The organism is Herminiimonas sp. (assembly GCF_030655415.1).
Window position 1 is genome coordinate 98,484 of sequence record NZ_JAURVN010000004.1, and the last position, 25,387, is coordinate 123,870.

A 25,387-nucleotide genomic window follows, 5' to 3' on the forward strand; every position below is an offset into this window, starting at 1 on the left:
TAGCTTCAAACTGCCCGCTACTGCAAGGTTCAGTATCATAACTTTTCAGGCATGTCTGGTCAACCAAACTATGCCATCAAAATATGACTTAATTGCTTTTTTCCAGATCGAAGGTCTTGTGCAATGCGCGCACTGCCAGTTCCATGTATTTTTCATCGATCAAGACCGATATCTTGATTTCTGAAGTGGAGATCATCTGGATATTGATGCCCTCTTCCGACAAGGTGCGGAACATTTGCGAAGCGATGCCGACATGGCTGCGCATACCGACGCCGACGACCGATACTTTCGATACCTTGGTGTCGCCTTGAATGCTGGCAGCACCGATGTGTGCCTTGACGCTGTCATTCAATACGTCCACTGCCTTTGCGTACTCATTGCGCGGCACAGTAAACGTGAAATCTGTTTTGCCATCGACTGATTGATTTTGAATAATCATGTCGACTTCAACATTCGCAGCGGCGATCGGGCCGAGGATTTGATAAGCGATGCCTGGACGATCTGGCACGCCCAACACAGTGATCTTCGCTTCATCGCGATTGAATGCGATACCGGTGATAGCGGCTTGTTCCATATTTGTATCTTCCTCAAACGAAATCAGGGTGCCGGACTTTGCTTCTTCTTCCAGCGACATCATAGGGTCGGTCAGCGACGACAATACGCGCGTCGGCATCTTGTAGTTGCCGGCAAATTCGACTGAGCGTATCTGCAGCACTTTCGAACCGAGCGACGCCATTTCGAGCATCTCTTCAAACGTAACCGTATTCAGGCGACGTGCTTCTGATACGACGCGCGGGTCGGTCGTGTACACGCCGTCGACGTCGGTGTAGATTAGGCATTCTTGCGCTTGCAATGCGACTGCCACAGCAACAGCAGAAGTATCCGAGCCACCGCGTCCTAATGTCGCGATATTCCCTTCATCGTCCACACCCTGAAAACCAGTAATGATAACGATGCGACCAGCGTCCAGATCTTTTTTGACTTTTGCGTCGTCGATGGATTGAATCCGTGCCTTGGTGAAAGCGGAGTCAGTCTTGATCGCAACCTGCCAACCTGCGTAGGACACAGCTTCCTTGCCGATCGACTGTAAAGCCATGGCCAACAAGGCGACGGAAACCTGCTCGCCGGTTGAAGCCAGCATATCGAGTTCACGCGGATTCGGTTGTGGCATCAATTCTTTTGCCAAGCCGATCAAACGATTTGTTTCGCCGGACATGGCCGACGGCACTACGACGATTTGATACCCAGCGTCATGCCATTTGGCAACGCGTCTGGCGACATTCTTGATGCGCTCGGTAGAGCCCATCGACGTGCCGCCGTATTTGTGAACGATTAAAGCCATAAGGATAGAAAAGCGCGCTTGAAAAAAGAAAAAAGCTGGAAAAATCAACCCACGACTTTACAGCTTGCAGCGCAGAATGACAAGTCCGACAACGGTTTCTGGCCATTTTCGGCTTATCAAAGTAAGCAAAAATGCAAGCAAGCAGCTTAACCTTAATCGAATTGCCAGCGAAACTGGATATGCGGGCCGACTTCTTTACTGAGTTGATGACAATCCATGCCGATTCCGGCGGCAAACAATAATTGCTTGCCCGCAAAGACCAGCGGCAAGCGTTCCCGCTCCCACGCAGGAACATCGCAGGCTTGGTAATGGTATTTCAAGCTTTTGGTAGGACGATTCCACGCTGGTTTCAAACGCTCGCCGCCGCTGCGCAACTGCAGCGTCAAAGGCTGTGAACGTAACCAGTCAGCAGCTATGCCCTGCTCTGTCTGTTCAAAAAATAGCGTGCCGCTAAATTCCGCGAAATGAACGGAAGCTTCACCTTTCCAAGCAAAGGCTACTGGCGGTTGTTCCAAAGTTTCAGGATCCAGCTTGGGCGTGATGAAAACACGATCGCGATGACGTCGGATATGGCAATCCGCATGCGTTACGCATAATTGCGCATCGTGTTTCGCTTCAAGCAGTTGCGTGCGCATTTCATTGAGCCAGGATGTCGATGGCATGCGCACACCACGCACGCAAAACCAGTAGCGCAACATATTATAGATACGATCACTGCTGAAATTTTTCAGCTTCGTAATATCCAGACATTCGCCGTCCAGACACTGCGTCAAATCCTGCTCTGCGAGTTCTATCAACAAACGTTGCGCCGATTGGGCGTGTTGCGCGGTACGCGCAAAGCGTTGCTGAAAACCGGGGAAATGTTGTGCCAGCGCAGGCATCACCTGATGACGCAAGGCATTGCGCGCATAACGTGGATCGAGATTGGATTCGTCCTCGACGTAAGCAATCGCATTTTTGATGACGATTTTTTCCAAGTCAGCACGCGCGAGTTGCAACAGCGGGCGCCCCATCAGCAAGCTTGCATCACCTAGCAAATCGGCTGCGTGATTAGAGCTATCCATGCCGGACAATCCAGCCACGCCGGAGCCGCGCAACAATTGCAGCAATACGGTTTCCGCCTGATCGTCCTGATGATGCGCAGTCAACAGCAAAGGCACATCATGCGCGCGGCACATTTCACCCAAGGCGGCGTAGCGACTATGGCGCGCGGCTTCTTCAACGCCACTCTTTTCCTGATTGTCTATTTGCACGCGTCGTGCATCAAATGCCACGTTCAAAGCGGTACATTGCTGCTGACAATGCGCCAGCCACTGATCGGCATTGGCACTCAGTCCGTGATGCACATGGAAAGCAAATAATTCAAGTCCTTGCTGCGCTGCATACGCATGCAGCAGATGCAGCAGCGCGGCAGAATCCAGCCCGCCGCTATAGGCAATCGCTATCTTTTGCGCAGCAGGTCCGGAAAGAGAAACGCGCGTCCGGATTTCCCCTAACGCGCGTTCAAATTCACTTTGCGTTGCCGCAATGTCTTTATTGCTCAAGGCTCATTCCGGTGTATTGGTGATCTCTTTAAATTTACCGTAGCTCATCAATTTTTCATGACGCGCTGCCAACAGATCCTTGGTTTTCATACCCTGGAATTGACGTACGGTATCGGCCAGTGCACGTTTGACCAATGCGGCCATCTGCTTTGGATCGCGATGGGCACCGCCCAGTGGCTCATTGATGATCTTGTCGATCAAGCCCATTGCTTTCAAACGATGTGCGGTCAGACCCAAAGCTTCTGCAGCATCGGATGCGCGCTCTGCGGATTTCCACAAAATCGACGCGCAACCTTCAGGCGAAATCACTGAGTAAGTCGAGTATTGCAACATCAACACTGCATCGCCAACCGCAATCGCCAGCGCGCCGCCTGAGCCGCCTTCACCGATGATGGTTGCGATCAACGGCACTTTCAGTTCTGCCATCACGTACAGATTGTGACCGATCGCTTCCGATTGACCGCGCTCTTCTGCATCGATGCCCGGAAACGCGCCTGGCGTATCGACGAAGGTGAATACCGGCAAGCCGAATTTCTCCGCGACCTTCATCAGGCGCATCGCTTTGCGATAGCCTTCTGGTTTAGGCATACCAAAATTACGCAAGCTGCGTTCCTTGGTATCACGACCTTTTTGATGGCCGATGACCATGCAAGGCATGCCGTTAAAACGTGCCAAACCACCTACGATGGACAGATCGTCCGCATAGCTGCGATCGCCGTGCAATTCGTGGAAGTCGGTAAAGATTTCATTCACGTAATCCATGGTGTATGGACGTTGTGGATGACGCGCAATCTGTGAAACCTGCCATGGCGTGAGCTTGGCGTAGATATCTTTGGTCAGTTGCTGGCTTTTCTTCGACAGGCGATCAATCTCTTCCGAGATATCGACTGCAGAATCATCTTGTACAAAGCGCAGCTCTTCGATCTTGGAATCGAGTTCTGCAATCGGCTGTTCAAAGCCCAGGAAAGTCGTTTTACTCATCGTGCCTCCTTCTGATCAACACGAGGTGGATTTCGTATATGTTTAACTTGTTGCCGGTGCTGCGTCGAGACTGCGCCACAGATACCAGGTTGCCACTGTGCGATACGGTTCCCAATTCGCGGCCACTTCGCGCGCGTCACTACGAGAAACCGGCTCGCCCGAAAAGTAGTTGCGGCTGATACCAGCCAGCAAACCAAGATCGTCCAACGGTAATATATTCGGCCGGAGCAGATTAAATATCAAAAACATCTCCGCTGTCCAGCGTCCGATGCCTCGAATTTGAATCAAATCGGCAATAACGTCTTCATCCGCCATCTCGGCCCACTTGTCACAATTGACACGTTTTGCCTTGAAATGGTCGGCTAGATCGAGAATGTACTCTGATTTTCGCTTCGACAAGCCACATTCTGCCAGCTTGTCGCCAGCCTTGATAACCTGCGCTGGCGTGCACTTTGGGCAGACTTCGAGGAATTTTTGCCAAACGCTATCCGCTGATTTGACAGAAATCTGCTGGCTGATAATGGAACGGGCCAGAGTTGAAAAAGCTTCGTTGCGGCCAATCAAATGCAAATCGCCAAACTGGGGGATCAGCTTGCGCATGATGCGGTCGCGTTTCATCAACTCAACCTTCGCGTCCTCCCAGTAAGCTGGCAGGATGCGTATTTCATCAGCGACAATCATCTTTACCATCCAGCTTAAGCCCTTCGCCATTCGGTCAAACCGCCAGATTTATCTTCAAGAATGATGCCCTTTTCCAGCAAGCCCGCACGGATGCGATCAGCCTCGGCAAAATTCTTTTCTTTTTTAGCTTGTACACGTGCGGCAATTTGCTCGGTAACAAATGTTTCCAGATCGCTACCGTCTTCGTTACTTGCCAATCCGGCATGCAAAAATTCCTGTGCCGGGCGTTGCAGAAGACCGACTATACCAGCGAGTTTGAACAACTGGCGCGCCAATGCTGCGGATTTATTTTTGTTAATTTCATTTGCTAATTCAAACAAAACAGCAATTGCCAATGGCGTGTTGAAATCATCGTTCATCGCATCGGCAAAGCGAACTGCGTGCGCTTCCGTCATATCCAAAGGCTGATCGTCTGGTGCTACTTCTTTCAGTGCGGTGTACAGTCGCGTCAATGCATTACGCGCGTCATCCAGATGCGCATCGGAATAATTCAACTGACTACGGTAATGCGCGCGCAGGATAAAAAAGCGCACGACTTCGTGATCGAATTTTTCCAGCACTTCACGGATCGTGAAAAAATTACCCAAAGACTTGGACATCTTTTCATTATCAACACGCACGAAACCGTTATGCATCCAATAGTTGACGAATGTATGTTTGCTCGCGCCTTCGGACTGAGCAATTTCATTCTCGTGATGCGGGAATTGCAAATCAGCGCCGCCACCGTGAATATCGAATTGTTCACCCAATAAATCGCAGGCCATCGCCGAGCATTCGATATGCCAGCCCGGACGACCACTGCCCCATTTGGATGACCACTTCACTTCGTCAGGTTCGGATTCTTTGGACGACTTCCACAACACAAAGTCTAGTGGATCGCGTTTGCCGGTGTTCACATCAACGCGTTCGCCTGCACGCAAGTCGTCCAGCGACTTGCCAGACAATTTGCCGTAACCGGGAAAATCACGCACAGAATAATTAACATCGCCATCAGATGATTTATACGCGAGCCCATTGCGCTCCAGCGTTTCAATCAGGCCCAGCATTTGTGGCACGTAGTTAGTAGCGCGCGGTTCGTGATCCGGCTTTTGCACACCCAGCGCGGCGGCATCTTCATCCATCGCGTCGATAAAGCGTTGCGTCAATTGTGAAATCGACTCGCCGTTTTCTGCCGCACGCTTGATGATCTTGTCATCGATGTCGGTGATATTTCGTACGTAAGTAACTTCGTAACCTGAAGTACGCAACCAGCGCTGCACCAGATCGAACACCACCATCACGCGTGCGTGCCCGATGTGACAATAGTCGTACACCGTCATGCCGCACACATACATCCGGACTTTGCCCGGATCAATAGGAGTAAACGACTGCTTCTCACGCGCCAGCGTATTGTAGATCTTCAGTGCACTCATGAATGGTTGTCTGTTTCGGTCAGGGATTTATTGCAAGGCTTTTTATTACAAGACTTGACGCGCATCGTCATCAACGCGTATCAACAAATCCGAAACTCTGATGCGACTAGGTCGCCAAAACACTTTGTCATACTTCTTTTTGATAAAATGCACGTTTTTGCGGCAGTATAGCATTGATGAAATACTCTTCTGCTACCTTGAATTAGTTTGAATTTGCTACGTTTGCTATCGGCAAGCCGTAATAAATTTGCGCTGAAATCCGTTAAATACATCAGCTAATCGAAACTTAAATTCCCGGTCCGCATCAGATCAAATACCTAAATGCAAACGGGACGGCATAATATGACAGTGTCGACATTCGTGCAACAGGCGCAACGAGGTCAGCTTTTCCAAATTGCTGAAGTTGAGTAAAAAGAATCAATATTTGCAGGTTTGCGTTTTACAAACGTAAGCAATATATAAACGCTAGAAATTAAACACTAGAAACGAATGAAGGAAGTCAGAATGAAATTTTCCCGTCGTCATGTCATGACCATGATTGCAGCACTCTCTCTGTCAAGTGCAATGCAATTGGCGCAAGCAGCAGATGCGCCTCACGTAGTACTGAAAACAAATCTGGGCGACATCGAGCTGGAATTGAATCCTGAGCAAGCGCCAAAATCGGTAGAAAACTTTTTGCAATACGTAAAAAGCGGCCAATACACAGGCACGATTTTTCACCGTGTAATCGGCAACTTCATGATTCAAGGTGGTGGCTTTGATCAAAACATGCGTGAGAAGCCAACGCGTGCACCTATCCGCAATGAAGCAAAAAATGGTTTGAAGAACGACACCTACACCATTGCGATGGCACGTACTGGTGACCCACATTCCGCAACAGCACAATTCTTCATCAATACGAATAACAACAATATGTTGAACAACCCGGGCGCTGATGGCTGGGGTTACGCAGTGTTCGGCAAAGTCGTTAAAGGCACTGAAGTTGTCGACAAGATCAAGCAAGTCCGTACTGGTAGCCGTGGACCGTATCAAGATGTGCCAGTTCAAGCCATCGTGATTGAATCTGCGACTGTCACAAAATAATTACCCAAACATTTTTAGCTTCACCCATTTAGTATCACTTAGTCAGTCTCACTTTACATAGTTCAAGGAATAATATGGCAGTCATCCTCACCACCAACCACGGCAAAATCACCATCGAACTCGACGCAGAAAAAGCGCCAAAGACAGTTGAAAACTTTTTAGCCTACGTTAACGCTGGCCACTACGCTGGCACCATTTTTCATCGCGTGATCGATGGCTTCATGATCCAAGGCGGCGGTTTTGAGCCTGGCATGAAACAAAAGCCAACCAACGATACCGTTGAAAACGAAGCTAAAAACGGCCTCAAAAACGATCTGTACACGCTGGCAATGGCACGCACTTCGGATCCACATTCCGCTTCTGCTCAATTTTTCATCAACATCAACAACAACACTTTCCTCGACTATCCAGGTCAAGACGGTTGGGGTTACTGCGTATTCGGTAAAGTTACTGACGGCACCGATGTTGTGGAAAAAATCAAATCAGTCAAAACCACACGCAGCGGCATGTTTGCTGACGTACCAGTAGAAGATGTCATCATCGAAAAAGCAGAAGTCATCTAATCATTACTTCTGCCACCGCATCACTCTCGACGCACGATATGACCATTTCATTTTCTGCATCGAAACAAAAAGCGCAGCCTGAAACGGCTGCGCTTTTTGTTTCTGACTTGCATTTGCAGGCTGCGATGCCCCGTACTACCGAAGCATTTTTCAAGTTTCTTCAGACCGAAGCGACCAAAACTCGACAGCTCTATTTGCTCGGGGATATTTTTGAAGCATGGGCTGGCGATGACGACATCAATGATCCGTACAACAGCCTGGTAGTAGATCAGCTTAAGAATATAAGTCAGCGCGGCGTAGACGTATTCTGGATCGCTGGCAATCGTGATTTTTTGGTTGGCGAACAATTCGCCAAAACCTGCAATATCACGCTACTCCCCGATCCATTTGTAACGACTATTGCCGATCGCTTGCTGGTGCTGACGCATGGTGACGCGTATTGCACCGAGGATGCAGCTTATATGCAGTTTCGCGCGCAAGTGCGAGATGCGGAATGGCAAAAGAATTTTCTTGCTCTGCCGCTGACACAGCGCAAAGCCATCATCGAAAATTTACGTGCAGGTAGTCGTGCTGCGCAACGTGAAAAATCTTACGAAATCATGGACGTTAACCATGATGCGATTACTGCTTTATTCGAGCAAACCGCAACAGCAACCATGATCCACGGCCACACGCATAGACCAGCACGCCATGAAGATGGAAAAGCGCGTGTGCGCTATGTATTGTCTGACTGGGATCTGGATGGCTCAGCAGCTCGAGGAGACTGGCTGGCGTTGGATGCGAACGGAATAATCCGTCGCTATGATTTGAACGGTATTGAAATCGGTAGTTAAAAATAATGCCTCAGCAATGAGGCACTATTTAATCAACAAACAATCACGCATCCGATTGTTTTCTGTCAGTAGAAAATCGATACTGATTATTCAAACTGCTTTTTGAATTGCTGGAACTGTTCAGTTAATCCAGCGACTTCCTGCCTTAAAGAACTGACTTCTTCTTCAAGCTGAGTTATCCGATCTTGTCGACTGACATCAGCTGCGCCACTAGCCGAACTCACCGCAGCTTCATTCGTTTCAGGAAAAAATTCACCCGATAACAAGGCCGCATAACGCGCTTCCTTGGTCCCTGGCGTACGCGGCAAGCGTGCAACCAGTGGTGGATATTTATCCATCAAGAATTGCAATCCGATCTCGACATCAGCGATCGCTGAAAAATCATGCAGGCGACCAGAACGTGTACGAATCTCCCCTGCAGTTTGTATCCCGCGCAACATCAAGATCGTCAATACGGCCAGCTTGTCCTGTTCCAGCGACCACTTCACGCGTAGCCGATGTTGATACTTGCTGACGCGCGCGCCGGCCTGATGAACCTCGGTAACGAATTTCTCTTCCATCAAACGCTGAAGAATCGCCTGCACGTCGCCTTCGCTCATGGACATTACAGGATCGCGACTGGTCAATTGATTACAGCCATTCGTCAGCGCGTTCAAGGACATTGGATAACTATCCGGCGTCAGCGCTTCTTTTTCAGCCAGCACAGCCAGCACACGGATTTCTGCTGCGTCCAGCAGGAATTGCTCATTGCTGGATTGTTCCGCGACTTGCGAATTGCTTATCTCATTACTCATTTAAAACACTTAATCTTTAATGGTTATGCGAGTTCTTACTCGACCAACTTGTTCATTTCTTTCTGGTCAAACTTTTCGGTCGTCAGCAAGGTTTCGCAATCGATACCGGCGCACTTTAAGGAAGCCAGAATTTTTTCGATTTGATGCTCTTGCGTCGCGGCGTTATCAATCAGTCCGTGCAAGGCTTTGGATAAAGGGTCGTCGCCATTCGGCACCACGCCATAAGATGCAAACATGCGTGCGGCTGCTTCATCGCGTGCATTGTCTTTCAGGATGATACGCGCTGGATTGCCGACCGCTGTCGCGCCTGCAGGCACTTCTTTGACCACCACGGCATTCGATCCCACCTTGGCGCCCTCGCCGACCGTAAATGCGCCCAGCACCTGTGCGCCAGCACCGATGATGACACCATTCGCCAATGTAGGATGGCGCTTCGTACCTTTGCTGAGTGAAGTGCCACCCAAAGTGACGCCTTGATAGATAGTGCAATCGTCGCCGACTTCTGCAGTCTCGCCGATTACCACGCCAAAGCCATGATCGATAAAGACACGTCTACCGATTTTTGCGCCTGGATGAATTTCAATCCCGGTCAGCCAGCGTGCAATGTGTGAGGTAAAGCGCCCCATCCATTTCAAATCATTGCGCCAGAACCAGTGCGCCCAGCGCTGCATGACGATGGCATGCAGGCCCGGATAGCAGGTTATAACTTCCCACTTATTGCGCGCGGCCGGATCGCGGACAATGATATTGGCGATATCTTCTTGAATACGACTAAACATGGAATATGGTTATGCGAAAAATGCCGAGGTGACAATATTAGCCTGTTATAGCAAGTCATGATGGAAGCCGAGTTCGGCTCCGTCATGACTTGTACGGCTTTTCTTTGATTACTGGAGCAATGAACTGCGGTTCTTCAAGCGCGGTTTATGAGCCGGTAGCGATCCGCTGTCTACGGGCTTCGTACAGGCAAACGCCGGACGCCACGGAGACATTCAAGCTTTCGACCGAACCAAACATCGGGATGCCGACCAGAACGTCGCAGGTTTCACGCGTCAGACGGCGCATGCCCTCGCCCTCGGAACCCATGATCAACGCTGCTGGACCGGAGAAATCAGCTTCATACAAGCCTTTTTCCGAGTCGTCGGTAGTACCAATCAACATGATGTCGCGCTCTTTGAGTTCACGCAATGTGCGCGCCAGATTCGTTACTGTGATGTAGGGAATGTTATCAGCCGCACCGCTGGCAACTTTGGCGGCAGTCGCATTCAAACCGACTGCGCGGTCTTTAGGGGCGATCACTGCATGTGCACCAGCACCATCAGCCACACGCAGACATGCGCCCAGATTGTGCGGATCGGTAATACCATCGAGCACCAGCAACAACGGTGGGCCATCGACTGCGTCCAACAATTCATCCAGATTGCGGGCCAGCGATAGTTCGCCGGCCTTGGCCACAACACCTTGATGGCGGCGCGTACCAACGATGCTGCTAAGACGTGCATCATCAGCCGAAATGATTCGTACCTTTGATGCTTCGGCAGCGCGTATCAAATCCTTCATGCGCTGATCGTGACGGCTGGCGTCGATATAAATTTCTTCTACCGAAGAGGCTTCATGGCGCAAGCGCGCCGTGACGGCATGGAAGCCGAAAATTATCTTGCTCTTCATTTTTATCGTTTCTTCTTGCTTGGTTTTGTTGCCGGAGGACGCTGTTTGCTTGGCGTCGTCGGCGTACGTTTAGCTTTGGTTTTTTTCGCAGGAGCAGCGCTGCCGGCAGGACTAGTTTTAGCCGAAGTTTTCTTTGCGCCTTTTTGCGTGCGCAATTGATGTTCGGTATCCGCGCGACGTGCTTCGTTTTTAAGCACCGTGTGAATACCTGGCTCAGTTACCAGACGCAAATCGATTTTGCGCGCATCCAGATCGACGCGGCTAACTTGCACCGTCACGCGATCAGTCAACTGATAACGAATACCGGTACGCTCACCACGCAACTCGTGACGTGCTTCATCGAACTTGAAGTGATCCGCACCGAGCTCGGTGACGTGAACCATACCTTCAATGAACAACGAATCAAGCTGCACGAAAATACCAAAAGTCGCAACGCCGGAAATCACACCGGTAAATTCTTCGCCCAGCTTGTCACGAATAAAGTAGCACTTGAGCCACGCTTCGACGTCACGCGAAGCTTCATCTGCACGGCGCTCATTGGCGGAACAATGTATACCCAAGGCTTCCCAGATCGCGAGTTCGCCTTCGGCTTTCTGTTTGCCTTCGGCCTTGTCTTGCGCATGTTTTTTACGCGCCGCTGGCGACAACATCGTGTTCAACACACTCGTGTCTATGCCTTTAGGCGTATAACGCTTGCCTTGCAAAATCGCCTTGATTGCGCGATGCGTCAGCAAATCCGGATAACGACGGATCGGGCTGGTGAAATGCGCGTAAGCCTCATACGACAAACCGAAGTGACCGATGTTTTCCGGGCTGTAGACGGCTTGCTGCATAGAACGCAGCAACATCGTTTGCAACAGCAATGCATCAGGACGCGTTTTAATCTTCGGCATCAACTCGGCGTAATCGGATGCGCTTGGCTTATCGCCACCGCCCAGATTCAAACCAACTTGCTTCAGGAAGGTACGAACCTGATTCAATTTTTCTTTGGTTGGTAACGCGTGAACGCGGTACAAACTTGGATGTTTATGACGCTCAAGCAAATCCGCAGCACAGACGTTGGCGGCCAGCATGCACTCTTCAATCAGCTTGTGCGCTTCATTACGAGTGCGCGGCAATATCTGTTCGATCTTGCCGACTTCGTTACAGACGATATAGGTTTCTGTCGTTTCGAAATCGATTGCGCCACGCGCGTGACGCGCCAGCAGCAACGCTTGATACACGCCATGCAAATTCAACAAGTGCGGAACCAAAGTCGGACGCTTGCTTGCTTCTATTCCTTTGGTATTGCCGAGAATCGCTGCGACTTCGGTATAAGTCATGCGCGCAGCAGAATGAATCACCGCTGGATAAAACTGATATGCCTTGATCTCGCCTTTGGTCGTGATCACTGCATCGCACACCAGCGTCAAACGATCGACGCCAGGATTGAGTGAACACAAACCATTGGATAATTTTTCCGGCAGCATAGGAATCACGCGGCGCGGGAAATACACCGAGGTGCTGCGTTCAATAGCGTCAACATCCAGTGCTTCGTTTGGCTTGACGTAATTGCTGACATCGGCAATCGCAACAATCAAACGGAAACCATCTGCCTTACCGATTTTGCATGGTTCGCAATAAACGGCATCATCAAAATCGCGCGCATCTTCACCATCGATAGTTACCAATGGCACGTCGCGCAAATCGACGCGATCATTCAAATCGATAGCACGTACTTCTGTTGGTAATTTTGCTGCGGCTTTTTTTGCTTCTTCAGAAAACTCATGCGGCACGCCGTACTTGCGCACAGCTATTTCGATTTCCATACCTGGATCATCAATGTCGCCCAGCACTTCGACAATTTTGCCGACAGGTTGGCTGAAGCGCGAAGGTTGCTCTGTCAGTTCGACGCTAACAACCTGGCCGGTTTTTGCTTTGCCTGGAGAGCCAGAAAGCTGGATATCCTGACCAATGCGTTTATCTTCAGGTGCAACAACCCACACACCGTTTTCATTCAGCAAACGGCCGATCACATGCGTGTTCGCACGTGACACAACTTCAACGATGGTGCCTTCAGGACGACCACGTCTATCGGTGCCGATGATGCGCGCTTGTACGCGATCACCATGCAGCACTTTTTGCATTTCTTTTTCTGGCAGGAAGATATCTGCAGTGGCATCGTCGGGGATTAAAAATCCGAAACCATCACGATGACTGCTGACGCGACCTTCAATAAAATTCGATGAGTTCGCGAGTTGATAATTGCCGGAGCGATCCGGCTTGATCTGTCCGTCGCGCTCCATTGCGTTCAGGCGGCGCATGAGGCCGTCCATCTCGTCAGGCTTTACGCCGAGTGCGGTGGCAAGGGATGGCGCATCGTGCGAACTGGTCGTCGTGCGTAAGATGCCGAGAATTTCCTCGCGGCTGGGAATGGTGTAAGAGTATTGGCTCAAAAGCTGTTTCAGTTAATTGTTATTGGAACGGAAGTCAGTGTAACGGACGGTGACGATGTTTGCATAATAAGTCAGCAATCATGCAAATTCATTGCAATCCTTGATTGACTTTCGAATGGTTTCCGCTATACTGCTCATCTTTCTGTAGGCCCACGTGGCGGAATTGGTAGACGCGCATGGTTCAGGTCCATGTGTCGCAAGATGTGGGGGTTCGAGTCCCTCCGTGGGCACCAAGTTATTAAAAACCCGTTGATTCGTCAACGGGTTTTTTCTTTTTCAGAATGCATTTCAGATCCAAGTTCTTTGCAATCTATTTACATTCAAAATTGCAGTCAATTTGTTATCCGACTACTTCGTATTTCCCCTCAGTATTCGTAGATTACTCACTGCATCATGCCAGCCGAGCATGACAACATCACTACACGTTTAATCTACGTCGCCTTTTTTCATCCATGCCGCTAATTGGTGCGGACGCAAGCCATCGTATTCCTCAAATGGCTGATGTATCCATGGATTGTGCGGCAAATACTCAAGATAGTAATCAGGCTTGATTGATGAGCAAGCTTTGTACCAGATGACAGCAGATTTTACTTCTGTGACATCAGGAAATTGCGCAGCGAGATGCGATTGAATTCTTTCCAGCGTAACGCCGGAATCAACCAGATCATCGATCAGCAAAATGCGGCCGCTCAGCGAACCATTAGTAATTGTGATGTGCTTGGCAATATCAAGCATGCCTTGCGTCGTGCCGGCATCTTCACGATAAGAACTCGCCGATAAAATCGCCAGCGGAACATCGAAGATGCGGGAGAAGACATCACCTGGGCGCAAACCGCCGCGCGCCAGGCAAAGTATTTGATCGAACTTCCAGCCGGACTCATGCACCAATAAAGCAAGACGTTCGATTGCATGGTGATATTCATCCCACGCAACCCAAAGATCCTTGTCGCTCGATTCAGGCATGTTGCCGGCTGTGGTCAGTCTTATTTGAACGGATGACGCAATACGATCGTTTCTTCACGATCAGGACCGGTTGAAATCATGTCGATAGGTACGCCGACCAATTTCTCGATTCTGTCGATATAGGCACGCGCATTGGCCGGCAAGGCTTCCAGCGTTTTTGCACCCACTGTGGTTTCTTTCCAGCCTGGCATTTCTTCGTAAATCGGTTCACAAGCTGCAGCATCTTCCGCACCAACCGGGAAGATATCCACTGTCTTGCCATTCAATTTATAACCAGTGCAAATACGCAGCGATTCCAAACCATCCAATACGTCAAGTTTGGTAAAGCACATACCGGTCACACCGTTGATCTGTACCGAGCGTTTCAGCAACGCAGCATCGAACCAGCCGCAACGACGTGCACGACCGGTAACGGTACCGAACTCGTGACCGACGGTTGCCAAATGTTTGCCGACGCCTGTATCTGTAGGCAATTCGGATGGGAATGGACCTGAACCTACGCGTGTGGTGTAAGCCTTGGTAATACCCAGGATGTAATGCAACATGCCTGGGCCAACGCCAGAACCTGTCGAGGCATTACCTGCCACGCAGTTACTCGAAGTGACGTACGGATAAGTGCCGTGATCGACGTCCAGCAAGCTGCCTTGCGCACCTTCAAACAGCAAATTCGCACCTGCGTTAAATGCGGCATACAGCGCGCTCGATACGTCGCCGACCATAGGTTTCAAACGTGGCACATCGGCCAGCGCATCATCCAGTGTTTTTTGATAATCGACAGTCGCAACCTTCAGGTAATTAGCCAGAACGAAGTTGTGATAATCAAGGTTTTCGCGCAATTTTTCAGCAAAACGTTTTTCGTTCAACAAGTCAGCAGCGCGGATCGCACGACGTGCCACTTTGTCTTCGTACGCAGGACCAATGCCTTTGCCTGTCGTACCAATTTTTGCATCGCCACGCGCAACTTCACGCGCTACGTCGAGCGCGGTGTGGTACGGCAAAATAATCGGGCAGGCTTCGGAAATTTTCAGACGCGACGGCACTTCAACACCAATCGCAGCCAGCTTGTCGATTTCGCGCAGCACGTCAGGTACTGACAGAACTACGCCGTTACCGATGTAGCACGCCACGCCTTCACGCATGATGCCGGACGGGATCAATTGCAATGCAGTTTTATGGCCGCCGATAACCAGCGTGTGCCCTGCGTTATGGCCGCCTTGAAAGCGCACCACGCCTTGCGAATGATCTGTCAACCAATCGACGATCTTGCCCTTGCCTTCATCGCCCCATTGGGTACCGATTACGACGACGTTTTTTGCCATGCTTTTTGTAGACATCACTTAACCTAATTTTTTGATAATCCAGTTGCCGTTTTCAAGCACGAGTACACGATCGCACTCGAACTCATCCTGATCGTTTTCATGGCCGGAAAGACTTTGAATCACGACTTCCCCTGCCTTGCGCAATGCGCTGATTTCTTTACGTAATGCTGGTTCGCGTCCCCATGGTGCACGAATCGCGCGCTTGGGTTCAGCGACAGGCAACAATCGCGCCAATTCGCGCAAATCCATCGAGAAGCCAGTTGCCGGACGTGCTCGGCCAAATGCTTCGCCGACGTGATCGTAACGACCGCCGCGTGCAACTGCGTTCGGCAAGCCAGGAACGAAAATCGCAAACATGGCGCCGCTTTCATATTGATAGCCGCCCAGATCTGCCAAATCGATTGTTACGTTGGCGTCACCCGCGAGGCTGACCAAGGCATTCAGTTCATCCAAAGCCTTGGTGATGCCAGGTAATTTTGGCAATACTTCGCGCGCCTTCGCAAGCACAGCCACGTCGCCATACAAGCCTGGCAAAGCCAGCAAGGCGCGACGCGTTTCCGCGCTATAAGCAGCGGTGATCTCTTCAAGTGCCGGTACATCTTTCGCACGTAACGCAGTATACAGTGCGCGCTCATCCTTCTGCGCGTTTGCATCACTTTCCAGCAATGCGCGCAGTACGCCTACGTGACACAAATCCAGACGCACATGCGTAAAGCCGGCTAATGCCAATGAGGCCAGCGCGAGCTCTTGAATTTCACCATCTGCTTCCAAACCGGCATGACCATATATCTCGGCACCGATCTGCAAAGGTTCGCGCGTCGCATGCAAGCCATTTGGGCGGGTCAGCAATACGCTGCCGCAGTAACACAGACGTGTGATTGATGAGCGGTTCAACAGATGTGCGTCGATACGCGCAACTTGCGTAGTCATGTCGGCGCGCACACCCAAGGTACGGCCGGACAATTGGTCAACCAGTTTGAAGGTACGCAAATCCATATCCTGACCGGCGCCTGCCAGCAGAGACTCCAGATATTCCAGCATAGGCGGCATGACAAGCTCGTAGCCGTACAGATGGAAACTGTCGATGATCAGACGACGCAACTCTTCAATCTTGCGCGCTTCGGACGGCAAAACATCGGCAATATTTTCAGGCAAGAGCCAATTAGGCATGACGGGAAATGAACTAGGTCAGAAAAAGAAAATCGGCACGGCTAATATCGCCAGCTTACTGGCGAGGCACAAAATCGTGCCGCTAAATTATTCGCTCTTGTAAAACGTAGTAACAAGCTAAGAAACTACTGCCGTGAATGAATGAGAACCTTGGTTCCATCCATTCACGGCAGACAAATTATTTCTTGGGAGCGCTACTACCAGTTGTCGGATTTTTGAAGTATTTAAAGAATTCAGAATTCGGATCGATGACCAGCATATCGTTACGCGTCTTGAAGCTGGCACGATAGGCTTCGAGGCTACGATAGAACTTGTAGAATTCCGGGCTTTGCCCAAATGCCTGTGCGTAAATTTGCGACGCTTTGGCATCGCCTTCACCACGCACTTGCTCGGCATCACGATACGCTTCCGCCAGAATCACAGTACGTTGACGATCGGCATCAGCACGAATCTTCTCTGATTCAGCAGCACCAGTCGAACGCAATTCATTCGCCACACGTGCACGCTCCGACTTCATACGTTCAAAAACGGATGCGTTGATTTGATCAACATAATCAACACGTTTCAAACGTACGTCGACAATCTCTACACCGATCTGCTTGGCTTCTTCGGTAACTTTTTTCTGGATACCGTCCATGACTTTGCCACGTTCGCCCGAAATCACTTCACGCACTGTGCGTTTGGTGATTTCTTCGTTCAGCGAGGCTTTGACAATTTGCGCCATGCGGTTTTGCGCACTGCGTTCATCGCCACTAAAGCTGACGTAATACAAACGTGGATCGACGATGCGCCATTTGACGAAAGCATCAACCAGAATGTTTTTCTTTTCCGCAGTGATAAAGCGATCTGCGTCTGGCGTATCCAATGTCAGGATACGTTTATCCAGAAAAATTACGTTCTGAAAAGGTGGCGGCAGCTTGAAATGCAAGCCTGGCTCACTGATCACATTTTTTACTTCACCCAAGGCAAATACGATCGCGTATTGGCGTTGATCGACCACAAACATGGTCGAGAAAAATATACCGACTGCTATCACCAATGCGATAACAACAGAAATAAGGCGATTCATTATCGAACCTCCCGTTCACGGGAAATACGGCTATCACGGGTGCGGGATTCCTGCTGCAATTGCGTCTCCAATGCGACTGAATCTGTTGGTAATGTTGGCGTACTAGATGTGGCTGCTGATGGTGCAGTTGCCGCGGCTGTGCCGGCAGCAGTTTGCGCAATCAGTTTATCCAGCGGCAGGTAAATCAAATTATTGCTGCCTTTGGCATCAACCATCACTTTTGTCGTACTCGAGAAGATTTTCTGCATCGTATCGATGTACATACGGTCACGCGTCACAGCTGGCGCTTTTTGATATTCGACTAATACTTGCTTAAAGCGTGACGCTTCACCTTGTGCGTTCGCAGTCACACTCGCACGATACGCTTCCGACTCTTGCATCAAACGCGATGCGGCACCACGAGCACGTGGAATAACGTCATTCGCATACGCTTGACCTTCATTCTTTTGACGCTCACGATCTTGACCAGCTTTGACTGCATCATCGAACGAAGCTTGTACTTGTTCAGGTGGCTGCACGCCTTGCATCGTTACGTTGGTGATTTGCACACCGGCTTTGTATTTATCCACGATTTGCTGCATCAACTGGCTGCTGTCAAAAGCGATTTTTTCACGGCCTTCATACAAAACAAAATCCATTTTGTTGCGACCGACAACTTCGCGTATCGCAGTTTCTGCGACTTGCTTGACCATCTCGTCTTGCTCGCGATTATTGAATACCCATTCGGATGCATTTTTCAATGTGAATTGAACTGCAAACTGGATATCGATGATGTTTTCATCTTCAGTCAACATCAAGGATTCTTGTTGCTGCTTGTTTTTGACGTTGCCGCGATAGCCGACTTCTACCGTACGGACCTGCGAAACATTCACAGTTTCGTGGCTTTGAATCGGAGTAGGCCAGCGCCAGTTAAAACCAGCTGGCGTCATATGACTGTATTTACCGAATGTGAGAACCACACCGGTCTGACCTTCTTGCACGATGAAGAAACCACTCACCAGCCACAGGAACGCAACGATCGCAGCGATGACACCGGCACCGATACCTGCGCCGCGCATGTCAGGCGTAAAACCGTTACCGCCGGAATTGCCGCCGTTACCGTTGTTATTATTGCCGCCACCGTTTTTCTTGTTACCAAACAGGTTGCTCAGACGTTGATTGAAATCACGCCACAATTGATCCAGATCTGGCGGACCATCGTTCGGTCTTTTATTGCCATCCTGATTTTTGTTGTCGTCAGAGCCACGACCCCAACGAGGGTCATTGAGCGAAAATTTCAAGCCAAATTTTTTAAGTAGGGAAACAAGCATTCTTTTGTGGTCCGGGCTGAAAAATAGTGGGTTGGAATACCAAATAAATTCGTTATGGGTTGACGTCTTCAGATGCAACAAGCGAGTCATCTTCAAGTCCAGCGGCGCGCTGCTTCGCACATTCGGCTACTGCTTCTCGCAATAGATCCAATCCGCTTCCAGTCTGGGCACTAATAAAAACACGTCGGATTTTATCATATTCATCACGCTCCAAAGCAGGTTCCAGCCCTGCAGCGTCAATCTTGTTCCAAACCAGAATTTGCGGGATATGATCGGCGCCAATTTCTCGCAAAACCATATTTACTTCTTCGATCTGCTCCATACGCGCCGGGCTTGCACCATCTACTACATGCAGCAGTAAATCGGCATGGATAGTTTCTTCCAAAGTAGCGCGGAAAGCAGCCACCAATTGATGCGGCAACTCGCGGATAAATCCAACTGTATCCGAGATCACCACATTACCGGCTTCGCCCAGATAGATACGACGCGAGGTGGTATCCAAGGTAGCAAATAACTGATCGGCAGCCAGCATCTTGGCTTTGGTCAACGCGTTGAACAGCGTTGATTTACCCGCATTGGTATAGCCAACCAGCGAAACCGAAAACGCATTATTACGGCTGCGCGCACGACGTTGTGTCGCACGCTGTTTTTGCAGCTTTTCTAGCTTGGCACGCAGCGCTTTCACGCGTTCGCCCAGCAATCGTCTATCGGTTTCCAACTGCGTCTCACCCGGACCGCGCAAACCAATACCACCTTTTTGACGCTCAAGGTGGGTCCAACCGCGGATCAAACGTGTGGATAAATGTTGCAATTGCGCCAACTCAACCTGAACTTTACCTTCGTGGCTTTGTGCGCGTTGCGCAAAAATATCCAGAATCAGGCTGGTTCGATCAACCACCCGGATTTTCAGGTGACGTTCGAGGTTACGTTGCTGCGCGGGGGAAAGTGCGTGATTGAAAATGACTATATCGATCTCATGATCGACCACCGCATCTGCGATTTCATTTGCCTTGCCCGAACCAACGAACAAGGCAGCGTCCGGACTTGAACGCTTGCCTGTAATCGTTGTGATTGGTTCGGCACCTGCAGATCGCGCAAGTAGGGAAAGTTCTTCCAGGCTTGCGGCGAAATAGCCTTTACCGAAATCAAGGCCAACCAGTACTGCACGCATATTAATCTCGCGCCAGTAACAAAATGATGCCGACCTTATTCAGCGTCAGACTCGATGCTCAGATTGACTGCGCGTGCAGGCACGACTGTGGAAATTGCGTGTTTATAAACCATTTGCGTAACCGTATTACGCAATAAAACGACGTATTGATCAAACGATTCGATATGACCTTGGAGCTTGATACCGTTTACCAGATAGATCGAAACGGGGACGTGCTCTTTGCGCAATGCATTGAGAAATGGGTCTTGTAACAGTTGCCCTTTGTTGGTCATGACAGCTCCATTGTGTTGTTGTGATTAGGAGGTTGAGGCATCTTGCTTATTTTCAAGTGCCGCTCTCAGGAATGTAATCGATTTCGCAGTTTTGCGCTAAACCAGCTTATTTTTCCGATCGGCTGAAAGGATTTTTACCAGAACGTAACTCGATACGTAGTGGAGTCCCCACCAGCGAAAAAGTTTCGCGGAAATGTTTTTCGAGGAAGCGTTTGTAGTTGGCATCGATCGCATCCAGAGCATTACCGTGGATGACGACGATAGGTGGATTCATGCCGCCCTGATGCGCATAACGCAATTTCGGACGGATGGAGCCTTTACGACGTGGTTGTTGATGCTCGACTGCTTCGATCAATGCACGGGTCAGTTTAGGCGTAGACAAATTAGACATCGCTGCCGCATACGCGCCATCGACGGACTTCATCATCGGACCAATGCCACTGGACTTCAGTGCGGAGACGAAATGTGTTTTTGCAAATGACAGGAAACCCAACTTGCGCTCCAGATCAATCTTGATCTCGTCGCGTCTATCACTGGTCAAACCATCCCATTTATTCACGCCAACTACCAGCGCCCTGCCCGACTCTAGAATAAAACCGGCAATGTGCGCATCCTGCTCGGAAATATCCTGTTGCGCGTCGAGCAGCAAGAGCACGACGTTCGCTTCGGAAATCGATTGCAGGGTTTTCACCACGGAGAATTTTTCGATCGCTTCAAATACTTTGCCCCGACGACGGATACCAGCGGTATCGATCAAGGTATACAACTTGCCTTCGCGCTCGAACGGAATCTCGATTGAATCGCGAGTAGTGCCAGGCAAATCGAATGCGATGACGCGTTCTTCGCCGAGCAACGTATTGACCAACGTGGACTTGCCGACATTCGGACGACCGACGATCGCCAGGCGAACACTGCGGTCTTTCGATTCAGGGATTTCTTCTTCCGGAGGGCGCTGCGCGAAGGCGATGTCCAGCGATTCTTCCACCAGATCGGTCACACCGTCACCATGCGCGGCGGAAATTACGTAAGGATCACCCATGCCGAGTTCGTAGAAATCAGCTGTCACCATCGTGTACTTCATGCCTTCGGCCTTGTTGACCACCAGCATCACCGAACGGCCAGACTTGCGTAGGAAGTCGGTAATGGTTTTATCGTGTGGTGTCAGACCCTGACGACCATCAACGATGAAAATCACAACGTCAGCTTCAGCTACCGCTTGCTTCGTCTGCTTGGCCATTTCGTGCATGATGCCTTCCTTGGCAACAGGCTCGAAACCGCCAGTATCAATCACTAGGAAAGGACGTTCGCCCACACGGCCTTCGCCGTAGTGCCGGTCACGCGTCAAGCCCGGAAGGTCAGCGACCAACGCATCACGCGACCGGGTTAGTCGATTGAAGAGCGTGGATTTGCCGACGTTAGGTCGACCTACAAGTGCAATAACCGGCTTCATCTAATTGTTTTACTCGGCCGCGACAGCGACCAACGTTCCTGATTGAGTTTGAAAAATAAAATTCGCGCCGGCGCTAACCGGTGCGGCAAGAATCGGGCTGCCATCGGTGCTGATACGCGCCGCTAACGAGCCATCTTCTTTCGAGAAAAAATGGATGTAACCTTGGTAGTCGCCTACCGCTACCAAACGGTTGGAACTGACTGGTGTCGACAAGCGACGATTTGCCAATTGGGTAGTGCGCCAGATGCTGGTGCCGCCATCACGCGCAAATGCGCTCAAGCCGCCACGTTCATCTGATGCATAGACAAAACGCTCATCGACTGCAACGCCAACATCGCTGGATAATGGTTTTGCCCAACGTGGTGTGCCGCTAGCAGCATCAAAACAGGCAACACGACCTTGATAAGCAACCGCGCAAACATCGCGACCTGAGACTACCGGCGAACCGGAAATATCAGCGATACGTTCCAGTTCTGTCGTGCCGCGTGGATCGCCAACTGCGACTTCCCAGCGTGGTGCGCCGTTAGTCAATGTGACTGCCAGCAAACGACCGCCAGCCAGACCAACAAAAGCCGTCGAGTTCACAATCGTGATACCAGGCGAAGTACGCAAAGTCAGTGCAGGTGCAGTACGTTGCAAGAACCATTTACGCACGCCTGTCTCGGCATCCAACGCGACTACGCGATTATCCAGGCTGCGAACGATCACAACGTTTTGACCAACTGCAGGTGTAGACAATACTTCGCTGCTGGCTTGCGCCTTCCAACGTTGCTTACCATTGCCATCAAACGCAAGTACCGTACCTTTTTCACCGGCCACCACGATGGTATCGCCATCGCTGCCAACACCCGCCGTCAACTTGGTTCCGGCATTGATACTCCAGACCGAACGACCAGTCGTTGCATTGATGCGCGTAATCGTGCCGTCTGCTGCTGCAGTAAATACATCGCCGCCAACAACCGCTGGCGCGAAACTATATTGACCTGCTTTGCCAATTTTTTCCGACCACACGGTGCGTACAGTTGCTGTCGGTTTGACTTCAGTCAAAGCCGCAGGCTGATTGCGCGTCGACGGTTTGCTGGCAAACGGATTAAGCGACGACAAAGTTGAGCAACCGGTGATTGCGAGCAGCAATCCAGCACCCAGAATTTTTGTCGTGGTCATCACAGCGGAATTCAATTTGGCATTCGATTCGATACGCATCTTCTTCCTTAAACGTGTATGCAGCTAATTTATGCAGCTTTTTTCACAGGAGCACCACCAATTGCATCCAGTTTTATCTGGATCAACTGACGTCCCGGATTTTGCGCATCGGTTTTTTCCAGTGCCGCATGATAAGCAGTACGCGCTTCATCCAGCTTGTTTTGTGCAACGAAAATGTCGCCCTTGCGATCACTCACAACACCAGCAAACTCTGCAGGGAAATCGCCCGCCAACACTTTCAAACCTTCGTCGTAGGATTTTTCATCGAGCAAAATACCCGCCAGACGAATTTTTGCGACGGCTTTGTATTCAGCACTGCCTTTGTCGGCGACCCATTGCAACTGCGCTTTTGCGGTTTTGAAGTCGTTCGAATCGAAAGCTGATTTAGCTGCGGTCAAGCCACTCATTTGCGCGTAAGCGGTACGAGAAAATTTCTCTTCCATATCGGTCGCGACGCGCTGGATTTTTTCCTTGTCTTGCGCCGTTACTGCTTTTTGCAACTCTTCGTAAAGCTGTGCTGCTTGCGCCGATTGGTTGCGCTGATAAACGCCCCAACCTGCCCATGCTGCATAAGCCGCCAACACGATAATCAACAACCAGGTAACCAGATTGCCGTATTGATTCCACCAGGCTTTAAGGCTGGCTAGTTGCTCTTCTTCTGCGTGATCGTATGCCATGATTGTCTGATATTAGTGTGAATTAATGATGATAGTGAACGTGGTCGCCGTGATCATGGTCGTGATCATCGCCAACAATTTGGTCGACCAGATAATCGGCGATGCCTTCGAATACAACATTCGATTGCTTGCCTTCTGAATCGCGCATTTCTTTAACGACTGCCATGCCTTGTGCGATTTCATCTTCGCCGATGATGACGGCGTAAGCAGCACCGCTATTGTCGGCACGCTTCATCTGCGATTTAAAACTACCGATACCGGCCGACGATGCGCAATGCAACAACACATCCAAACCTGCATCGCGCAAACGTTCTGCGACAACCGATGCCTGCAACTGCGCTGGCTCACCTTGATGCACGATGTAAACGTCACATTGATTCGGCGTGAATTTTTCGCCGCTGGCTTTCATCAATTCAAGGATGCGTTCAACGCCCATTGCGAACCCGCAAGCTGGCGTAGGCTTACCGCCAAACATTTCAACCAGCGGATCGTAACGACCACCGCCGCAAACAGTACCTTGCGAACCAAGTTGATCGGTGACCCATTCAAACACGGTGCGATTGTAATAATCCATGCCGCGTACCAAACGCGGATTGATGGTGAAACGAACCGCATTGTGATTCAGGATTTTTTGCACGCCTTCAAAATGCGCACGCGAATCTTCGCCCAGATAATCAAGCAGCTTAGGCGCTGCATTGACCATATCCTGCATGGTCGGATTTTTGGTATCGAGGATGCGCAATGGATTGCTGTGCAAACGCTTTTGCGCTTCTGCATCCAGCAATTCAGTATTCTGCTCAAAGTACGCAATTAGATCAGCTCTATGCTTATTGCGTTCTTCAGCATTGCCAATGGAATTCAATTCCAGACGTACATCCTGCAAGCCAAGGTCGTCCCACAAACGCTGACACATCATGATCAGCTCTGCATCGATATCCGGACCGGAAAAACCGATCGCTTCCGCACCGATTTGATGGAACTGGCGATAGCGACCACGTTGCGGTCTTTCGTGACGGAACATCGGGCCTGAATACCAGAGACGTTTTGGACCGTCGTAAGTCAAATTATGTTCGAGCGCCGCGCGCACAACGCTTGCAGTGCATTCCGGACGCAAGGTTAATTCATCGCCGTTCATAGAATCGGTAAAGGAATACATTTCCTTCTCAACGATATCGGTGACTTCGCCCAAGCCGCGCGAGAACAATGCAGTCGGCTCGACGATAGGCGTGCGAATTTGCTGGAAACCGTAGCTTTTCAACACCGTGTGTACGGTATTTTCAAACAATTCCCACATGGGCGCATCGACGGGGAGAATGTCGTTCATTCCCTTCACGCCGACAATTTTTTCTATTTTCTTGGTATCTGACATTTATTTTTAAAAACTTATCTTTAACTTGTTTGACGCTGCACACTTCGTGAGCATCGTTTATTTCAGCAGCGCATAAAA

The 25,387-nt window shown here is 50.2% G+C and carries 24 protein-coding genes and 1 tRNA gene; 5 read left to right on the plus strand and 20 right to left on the minus strand.

Annotated features, from left to right (window positions below):
* Nucleotides 1-88 precede the first annotated feature (88 nt).
* Nucleotides 89-1,342: an aspartate kinase gene (locus tag Q7T66_RS03130; protein WP_304931834.1), complete on the minus strand. Its 1,254-nt coding sequence runs from the start codon at nucleotides 1,340-1,342 to the stop codon at nucleotides 89-91.
* 18 nt (nucleotides 1,343-1,360) lie between these two features.
* Here Q7T66_RS03130 and Q7T66_RS03135 point away from each other — a divergent pair, with 18 nt between their 5' ends.
* Nucleotides 1,361-1,492: a hypothetical protein gene (locus Q7T66_RS03135; RefSeq protein WP_304931835.1), complete on the plus strand. Its 132-nt coding sequence runs from the start codon at nucleotides 1,361-1,363 to the stop codon at nucleotides 1,490-1,492.
* Nucleotides 1,493-1,494: 2 nt separating this feature from the next.
* Here the strand turns inward: Q7T66_RS03135 and tilS are convergent, their stop codons facing one another.
* The 4 genes from tilS to cysS are packed head-to-tail and all read right to left on the minus strand — an operon-like array spanning nucleotide 1,495 to nucleotide 5,960.
* Complete coding sequence (gene tilS, locus Q7T66_RS03140; protein WP_304931836.1) at nucleotides 1,495-2,886, minus strand: tRNA lysidine(34) synthetase TilS; 1,392 nt, start codon at nucleotides 2,884-2,886, stop codon at nucleotides 1,495-1,497.
* 3 nt (nucleotides 2,887-2,889) lie between these two features.
* Nucleotides 2,890-3,867: an acetyl-CoA carboxylase carboxyltransferase subunit alpha gene (locus tag Q7T66_RS03145; RefSeq protein WP_304931838.1), complete on the minus strand. Its 978-nt coding sequence runs from the start codon at nucleotides 3,865-3,867 to the stop codon at nucleotides 2,890-2,892.
* Nucleotides 3,868-3,909: 42 nt separating this feature from the next.
* On the minus strand, nucleotides 3,910-4,557 hold the full coding sequence (locus Q7T66_RS03150; RefSeq protein ID WP_370691602.1) for a DNA-3-methyladenine glycosylase: 648 nt from the start codon (nucleotides 4,555-4,557) through the stop codon (nucleotides 3,910-3,912).
* A gap of 5 nt (nucleotides 4,558-4,562) precedes the next feature.
* Nucleotides 4,563-5,960, minus strand: coding sequence for a cysteine--tRNA ligase (cysS, locus tag Q7T66_RS03155; protein ID WP_304931840.1), 1,398 nt, complete (start codon nucleotides 5,958-5,960; stop codon nucleotides 4,563-4,565).
* 504 nt (nucleotides 5,961-6,464) lie between these two features.
* Here cysS and Q7T66_RS03160 point away from each other — a divergent pair.
* The 3 genes from Q7T66_RS03160 to Q7T66_RS03170 all read left to right on the plus strand — a co-directional run bounded on the left by Q7T66_RS03160 (nucleotide 6,465) and on the right by Q7T66_RS03170 (nucleotide 8,439).
* Nucleotides 6,465-7,043: a peptidylprolyl isomerase gene (locus Q7T66_RS03160; protein WP_304931841.1), complete on the plus strand. Its 579-nt coding sequence runs from the start codon at nucleotides 6,465-6,467 to the stop codon at nucleotides 7,041-7,043.
* Between the two features lie 74 nt (nucleotides 7,044-7,117).
* On the plus strand, nucleotides 7,118-7,606 hold the full coding sequence (locus Q7T66_RS03165; RefSeq protein WP_304931842.1) for a peptidylprolyl isomerase: 489 nt from the start codon (nucleotides 7,118-7,120) through the stop codon (nucleotides 7,604-7,606).
* A 38-nt stretch (nucleotides 7,607-7,644) separates the two neighbouring features.
* Complete coding sequence (locus tag Q7T66_RS03170) at nucleotides 7,645-8,439, plus strand: UDP-2,3-diacylglucosamine diphosphatase (protein WP_304931843.1); 795 nt, start codon at nucleotides 7,645-7,647, stop codon at nucleotides 8,437-8,439.
* Between the two features lie 86 nt (nucleotides 8,440-8,525).
* On the opposite strand, the gene Q7T66_RS03175 is transcribed toward Q7T66_RS03170, so the two are convergent.
* The 4 genes from Q7T66_RS03175 to rnr all read right to left on the minus strand — a co-directional run bounded on the left by Q7T66_RS03175 (nucleotide 8,526) and on the right by rnr (nucleotide 13,336).
* Nucleotides 8,526-9,233, minus strand: a complete 708-nt coding sequence (locus Q7T66_RS03175; protein ID WP_304931844.1) for a YceH family protein — start codon at nucleotides 9,231-9,233, stop codon at nucleotides 8,526-8,528.
* A 35-nt stretch (nucleotides 9,234-9,268) separates the two neighbouring features.
* Nucleotides 9,269-10,012, minus strand: coding sequence for a serine O-acetyltransferase (gene cysE / locus Q7T66_RS03180; RefSeq protein WP_304931845.1), 744 nt, complete (start codon nucleotides 10,010-10,012; stop codon nucleotides 9,269-9,271).
* 145 nt (nucleotides 10,013-10,157) lie between these two features.
* Nucleotides 10,158-10,901 (minus strand): 23S rRNA (guanosine(2251)-2'-O)-methyltransferase RlmB, encoded by a 744-nt coding sequence (gene rlmB, locus Q7T66_RS03185; protein ID WP_304931847.1) that lies wholly within the window; start codon nucleotides 10,899-10,901, stop codon nucleotides 10,158-10,160.
* Between the two features lie 2 nt (nucleotides 10,902-10,903).
* Nucleotides 10,904-13,336: a ribonuclease R gene (gene rnr / locus Q7T66_RS03190; protein ID WP_304931848.1), complete on the minus strand. Its 2,433-nt coding sequence runs from the start codon at nucleotides 13,334-13,336 to the stop codon at nucleotides 10,904-10,906.
* 148 nt (nucleotides 13,337-13,484) lie between these two features.
* Between rnr and Q7T66_RS03195 the strand changes: the two genes are divergently transcribed.
* Nucleotides 13,485-13,569: transfer RNA gene (locus Q7T66_RS03195), tRNA-Leu, on the plus strand.
* 193 nt (nucleotides 13,570-13,762) lie between these two features.
* Here Q7T66_RS03195 and Q7T66_RS03200 read toward each other — a convergent pair.
* The 11 genes from Q7T66_RS03200 to hisS form a co-directional block, all read right to left on the minus strand.
* Nucleotides 13,763-14,299: a phosphoribosyltransferase gene (locus Q7T66_RS03200; protein WP_304931849.1), complete on the minus strand. Its 537-nt coding sequence runs from the start codon at nucleotides 14,297-14,299 to the stop codon at nucleotides 13,763-13,765.
* A gap of 20 nt (nucleotides 14,300-14,319) precedes the next feature.
* Nucleotides 14,320-15,633 (minus strand): adenylosuccinate synthase, encoded by a 1,314-nt coding sequence (locus tag Q7T66_RS03205; protein WP_304931850.1) that lies wholly within the window; start codon nucleotides 15,631-15,633, stop codon nucleotides 14,320-14,322.
* Nucleotides 15,634-15,636: 3 nt separating this feature from the next.
* Nucleotides 15,637-16,788: an ATP phosphoribosyltransferase regulatory subunit gene (locus Q7T66_RS03210; RefSeq protein ID WP_304931851.1), complete on the minus strand. Its 1,152-nt coding sequence runs from the start codon at nucleotides 16,786-16,788 to the stop codon at nucleotides 15,637-15,639.
* 178 nt (nucleotides 16,789-16,966) lie between these two features.
* Nucleotides 16,967-17,857, minus strand: coding sequence for a protease modulator HflC (hflC, locus tag Q7T66_RS03215; RefSeq protein WP_304931852.1), 891 nt, complete (start codon nucleotides 17,855-17,857; stop codon nucleotides 16,967-16,969).
* Nucleotides 17,857-19,167 carry an FtsH protease activity modulator HflK gene (hflK, locus tag Q7T66_RS03220; protein WP_304931853.1) on the minus strand — a complete coding sequence of 437 codons (1,311 nt, stop codon included), beginning with the start codon at nucleotides 19,165-19,167 and terminating at the stop codon, nucleotides 17,857-17,859. Before hflK ends, hflC begins: the two co-directional genes overlap by 1 nt.
* Nucleotides 19,168-19,219: 52 nt before the next feature.
* Entirely contained in the window at nucleotides 19,220-20,338 is a 1,119-nt protein-coding gene (gene hflX / locus Q7T66_RS03225; protein WP_304931854.1) for a GTPase HflX, read from the minus strand.
* A 35-nt stretch (nucleotides 20,339-20,373) separates the two neighbouring features.
* Nucleotides 20,374-20,610 (minus strand): RNA chaperone Hfq, encoded by a 237-nt coding sequence (hfq, locus tag Q7T66_RS03230; protein ID WP_304931855.1) that lies wholly within the window; start codon nucleotides 20,608-20,610, stop codon nucleotides 20,374-20,376.
* Between the two features lie 106 nt (nucleotides 20,611-20,716).
* Nucleotides 20,717-22,060, minus strand: coding sequence for a ribosome biogenesis GTPase Der (der, locus tag Q7T66_RS03235; RefSeq protein WP_304931856.1), 1,344 nt, complete (start codon nucleotides 22,058-22,060; stop codon nucleotides 20,717-20,719).
* Nucleotides 22,061-22,069: 9 nt separating this feature from the next.
* Entirely contained in the window at nucleotides 22,070-23,263 is a 1,194-nt protein-coding gene (gene bamB / locus Q7T66_RS03240) for an outer membrane protein assembly factor BamB (protein ID WP_304931857.1), read from the minus strand.
* 29 nt (nucleotides 23,264-23,292) lie between these two features.
* The gene (locus Q7T66_RS03245; RefSeq protein ID WP_304931858.1) at nucleotides 23,293-23,940 is read right to left on the minus strand and encodes a tetratricopeptide repeat protein; all 648 of its coding nucleotides are present in this window, start codon (nucleotides 23,938-23,940) and stop codon (nucleotides 23,293-23,295) included.
* 22 nt (nucleotides 23,941-23,962) lie between these two features.
* The gene (hisS, locus tag Q7T66_RS03250; RefSeq protein ID WP_304931859.1) at nucleotides 23,963-25,309 is read right to left on the minus strand and encodes a histidine--tRNA ligase; all 1,347 of its coding nucleotides are present in this window, start codon (nucleotides 25,307-25,309) and stop codon (nucleotides 23,963-23,965) included.
* Nucleotides 25,310-25,387 lie beyond the last annotated feature (78 nt).

Excerpts from the sequence above, each read along its gene's own strand:
- hisS (WP_304931859.1), bottom strand. The coding sequence starts at position 25,309 with ATGTCAGATACCAAGAAAATAGAAAAAATTGTCGGCGTGAAGGGAATG.
- Q7T66_RS03210 (WP_304931851.1), bottom strand. The coding sequence starts at position 16,788 with ATGCCTAATTGGCTCTTGCCTGAAAATATTGCCGATGTTTTGCCGTCC.
- Q7T66_RS03150 (WP_370691602.1), bottom strand. The coding sequence starts at position 4,557 with ATGGTAAAGATGATTGTCGCTGATGAAATACGCATCCTGCCAGCTTAC.
- Q7T66_RS03200 (WP_304931849.1), bottom strand. The coding sequence starts at position 14,299 with ATGCCTGAATCGAGCGACAAGGATCTTTGGGTTGCGTGGGATGAATAT.
- hfq (WP_304931855.1), bottom strand. The coding sequence starts at position 20,610 with ATGACCAACAAAGGGCAACTGTTACAAGACCCATTTCTCAATGCATTG.
- bamB (WP_304931857.1), bottom strand. The coding sequence starts at position 23,263 with ATGCGTATCGAATCGAATGCCAAATTGAATTCCGCTGTGATGACCACG.
- hflK (WP_304931853.1), bottom strand. The coding sequence starts at position 19,167 with ATGCTTGTTTCCCTACTTAAAAAATTTGGCTTGAAATTTTCGCTCAAT.
- Q7T66_RS03165 (WP_304931842.1), top strand. The coding sequence starts at position 7,118 with ATGGCAGTCATCCTCACCACCAACCACGGCAAAATCACCATCGAACTC.
- Q7T66_RS03205 (WP_304931850.1), bottom strand. The coding sequence starts at position 15,633 with ATGTCTACAAAAAGCATGGCAAAAAACGTCGTCGTAATCGGTACCCAA.
- Q7T66_RS03145 (WP_304931838.1), bottom strand. The coding sequence starts at position 3,867 with ATGAGTAAAACGACTTTCCTGGGCTTTGAACAGCCGATTGCAGAACTC.
- Q7T66_RS03175 (WP_304931844.1), bottom strand. The coding sequence starts at position 9,233 with ATGAGTAATGAGATAAGCAATTCGCAAGTCGCGGAACAATCCAGCAAT.
- cysE (WP_304931845.1), bottom strand. The coding sequence starts at position 10,012 with ATGTTTAGTCGTATTCAAGAAGATATCGCCAATATCATTGTCCGCGAT.
- Q7T66_RS03160 (WP_304931841.1), top strand. The coding sequence starts at position 6,465 with ATGAAATTTTCCCGTCGTCATGTCATGACCATGATTGCAGCACTCTCT.
- Q7T66_RS03245 (WP_304931858.1), bottom strand. The coding sequence starts at position 23,940 with ATGGCATACGATCACGCAGAAGAAGAGCAACTAGCCAGCCTTAAAGCC.
- hflX (WP_304931854.1), bottom strand. The coding sequence starts at position 20,338 with ATGCGTGCAGTACTGGTTGGCCTTGATTTCGGTAAAGGCTATTTCGCC.
- der (WP_304931856.1), bottom strand. The coding sequence starts at position 22,060 with ATGAAGCCGGTTATTGCACTTGTAGGTCGACCTAACGTCGGCAAATCC.
- cysS (WP_304931840.1), bottom strand. The coding sequence starts at position 5,960 with ATGAGTGCACTGAAGATCTACAATACGCTGGCGCGTGAGAAGCAGTCG.
- Q7T66_RS03170 (WP_304931843.1), top strand. The coding sequence starts at position 7,645 with ATGACCATTTCATTTTCTGCATCGAAACAAAAAGCGCAGCCTGAAACG.
- rlmB (WP_304931847.1), bottom strand. The coding sequence starts at position 10,901 with ATGAAGAGCAAGATAATTTTCGGCTTCCATGCCGTCACGGCGCGCTTG.
- hflC (WP_304931852.1), bottom strand. The coding sequence starts at position 17,857 with ATGAATCGCCTTATTTCTGTTGTTATCGCATTGGTGATAGCAGTCGGT.
- Q7T66_RS03130 (WP_304931834.1), bottom strand. The coding sequence starts at position 1,342 with ATGGCTTTAATCGTTCACAAATACGGCGGCACGTCGATGGGCTCTACC.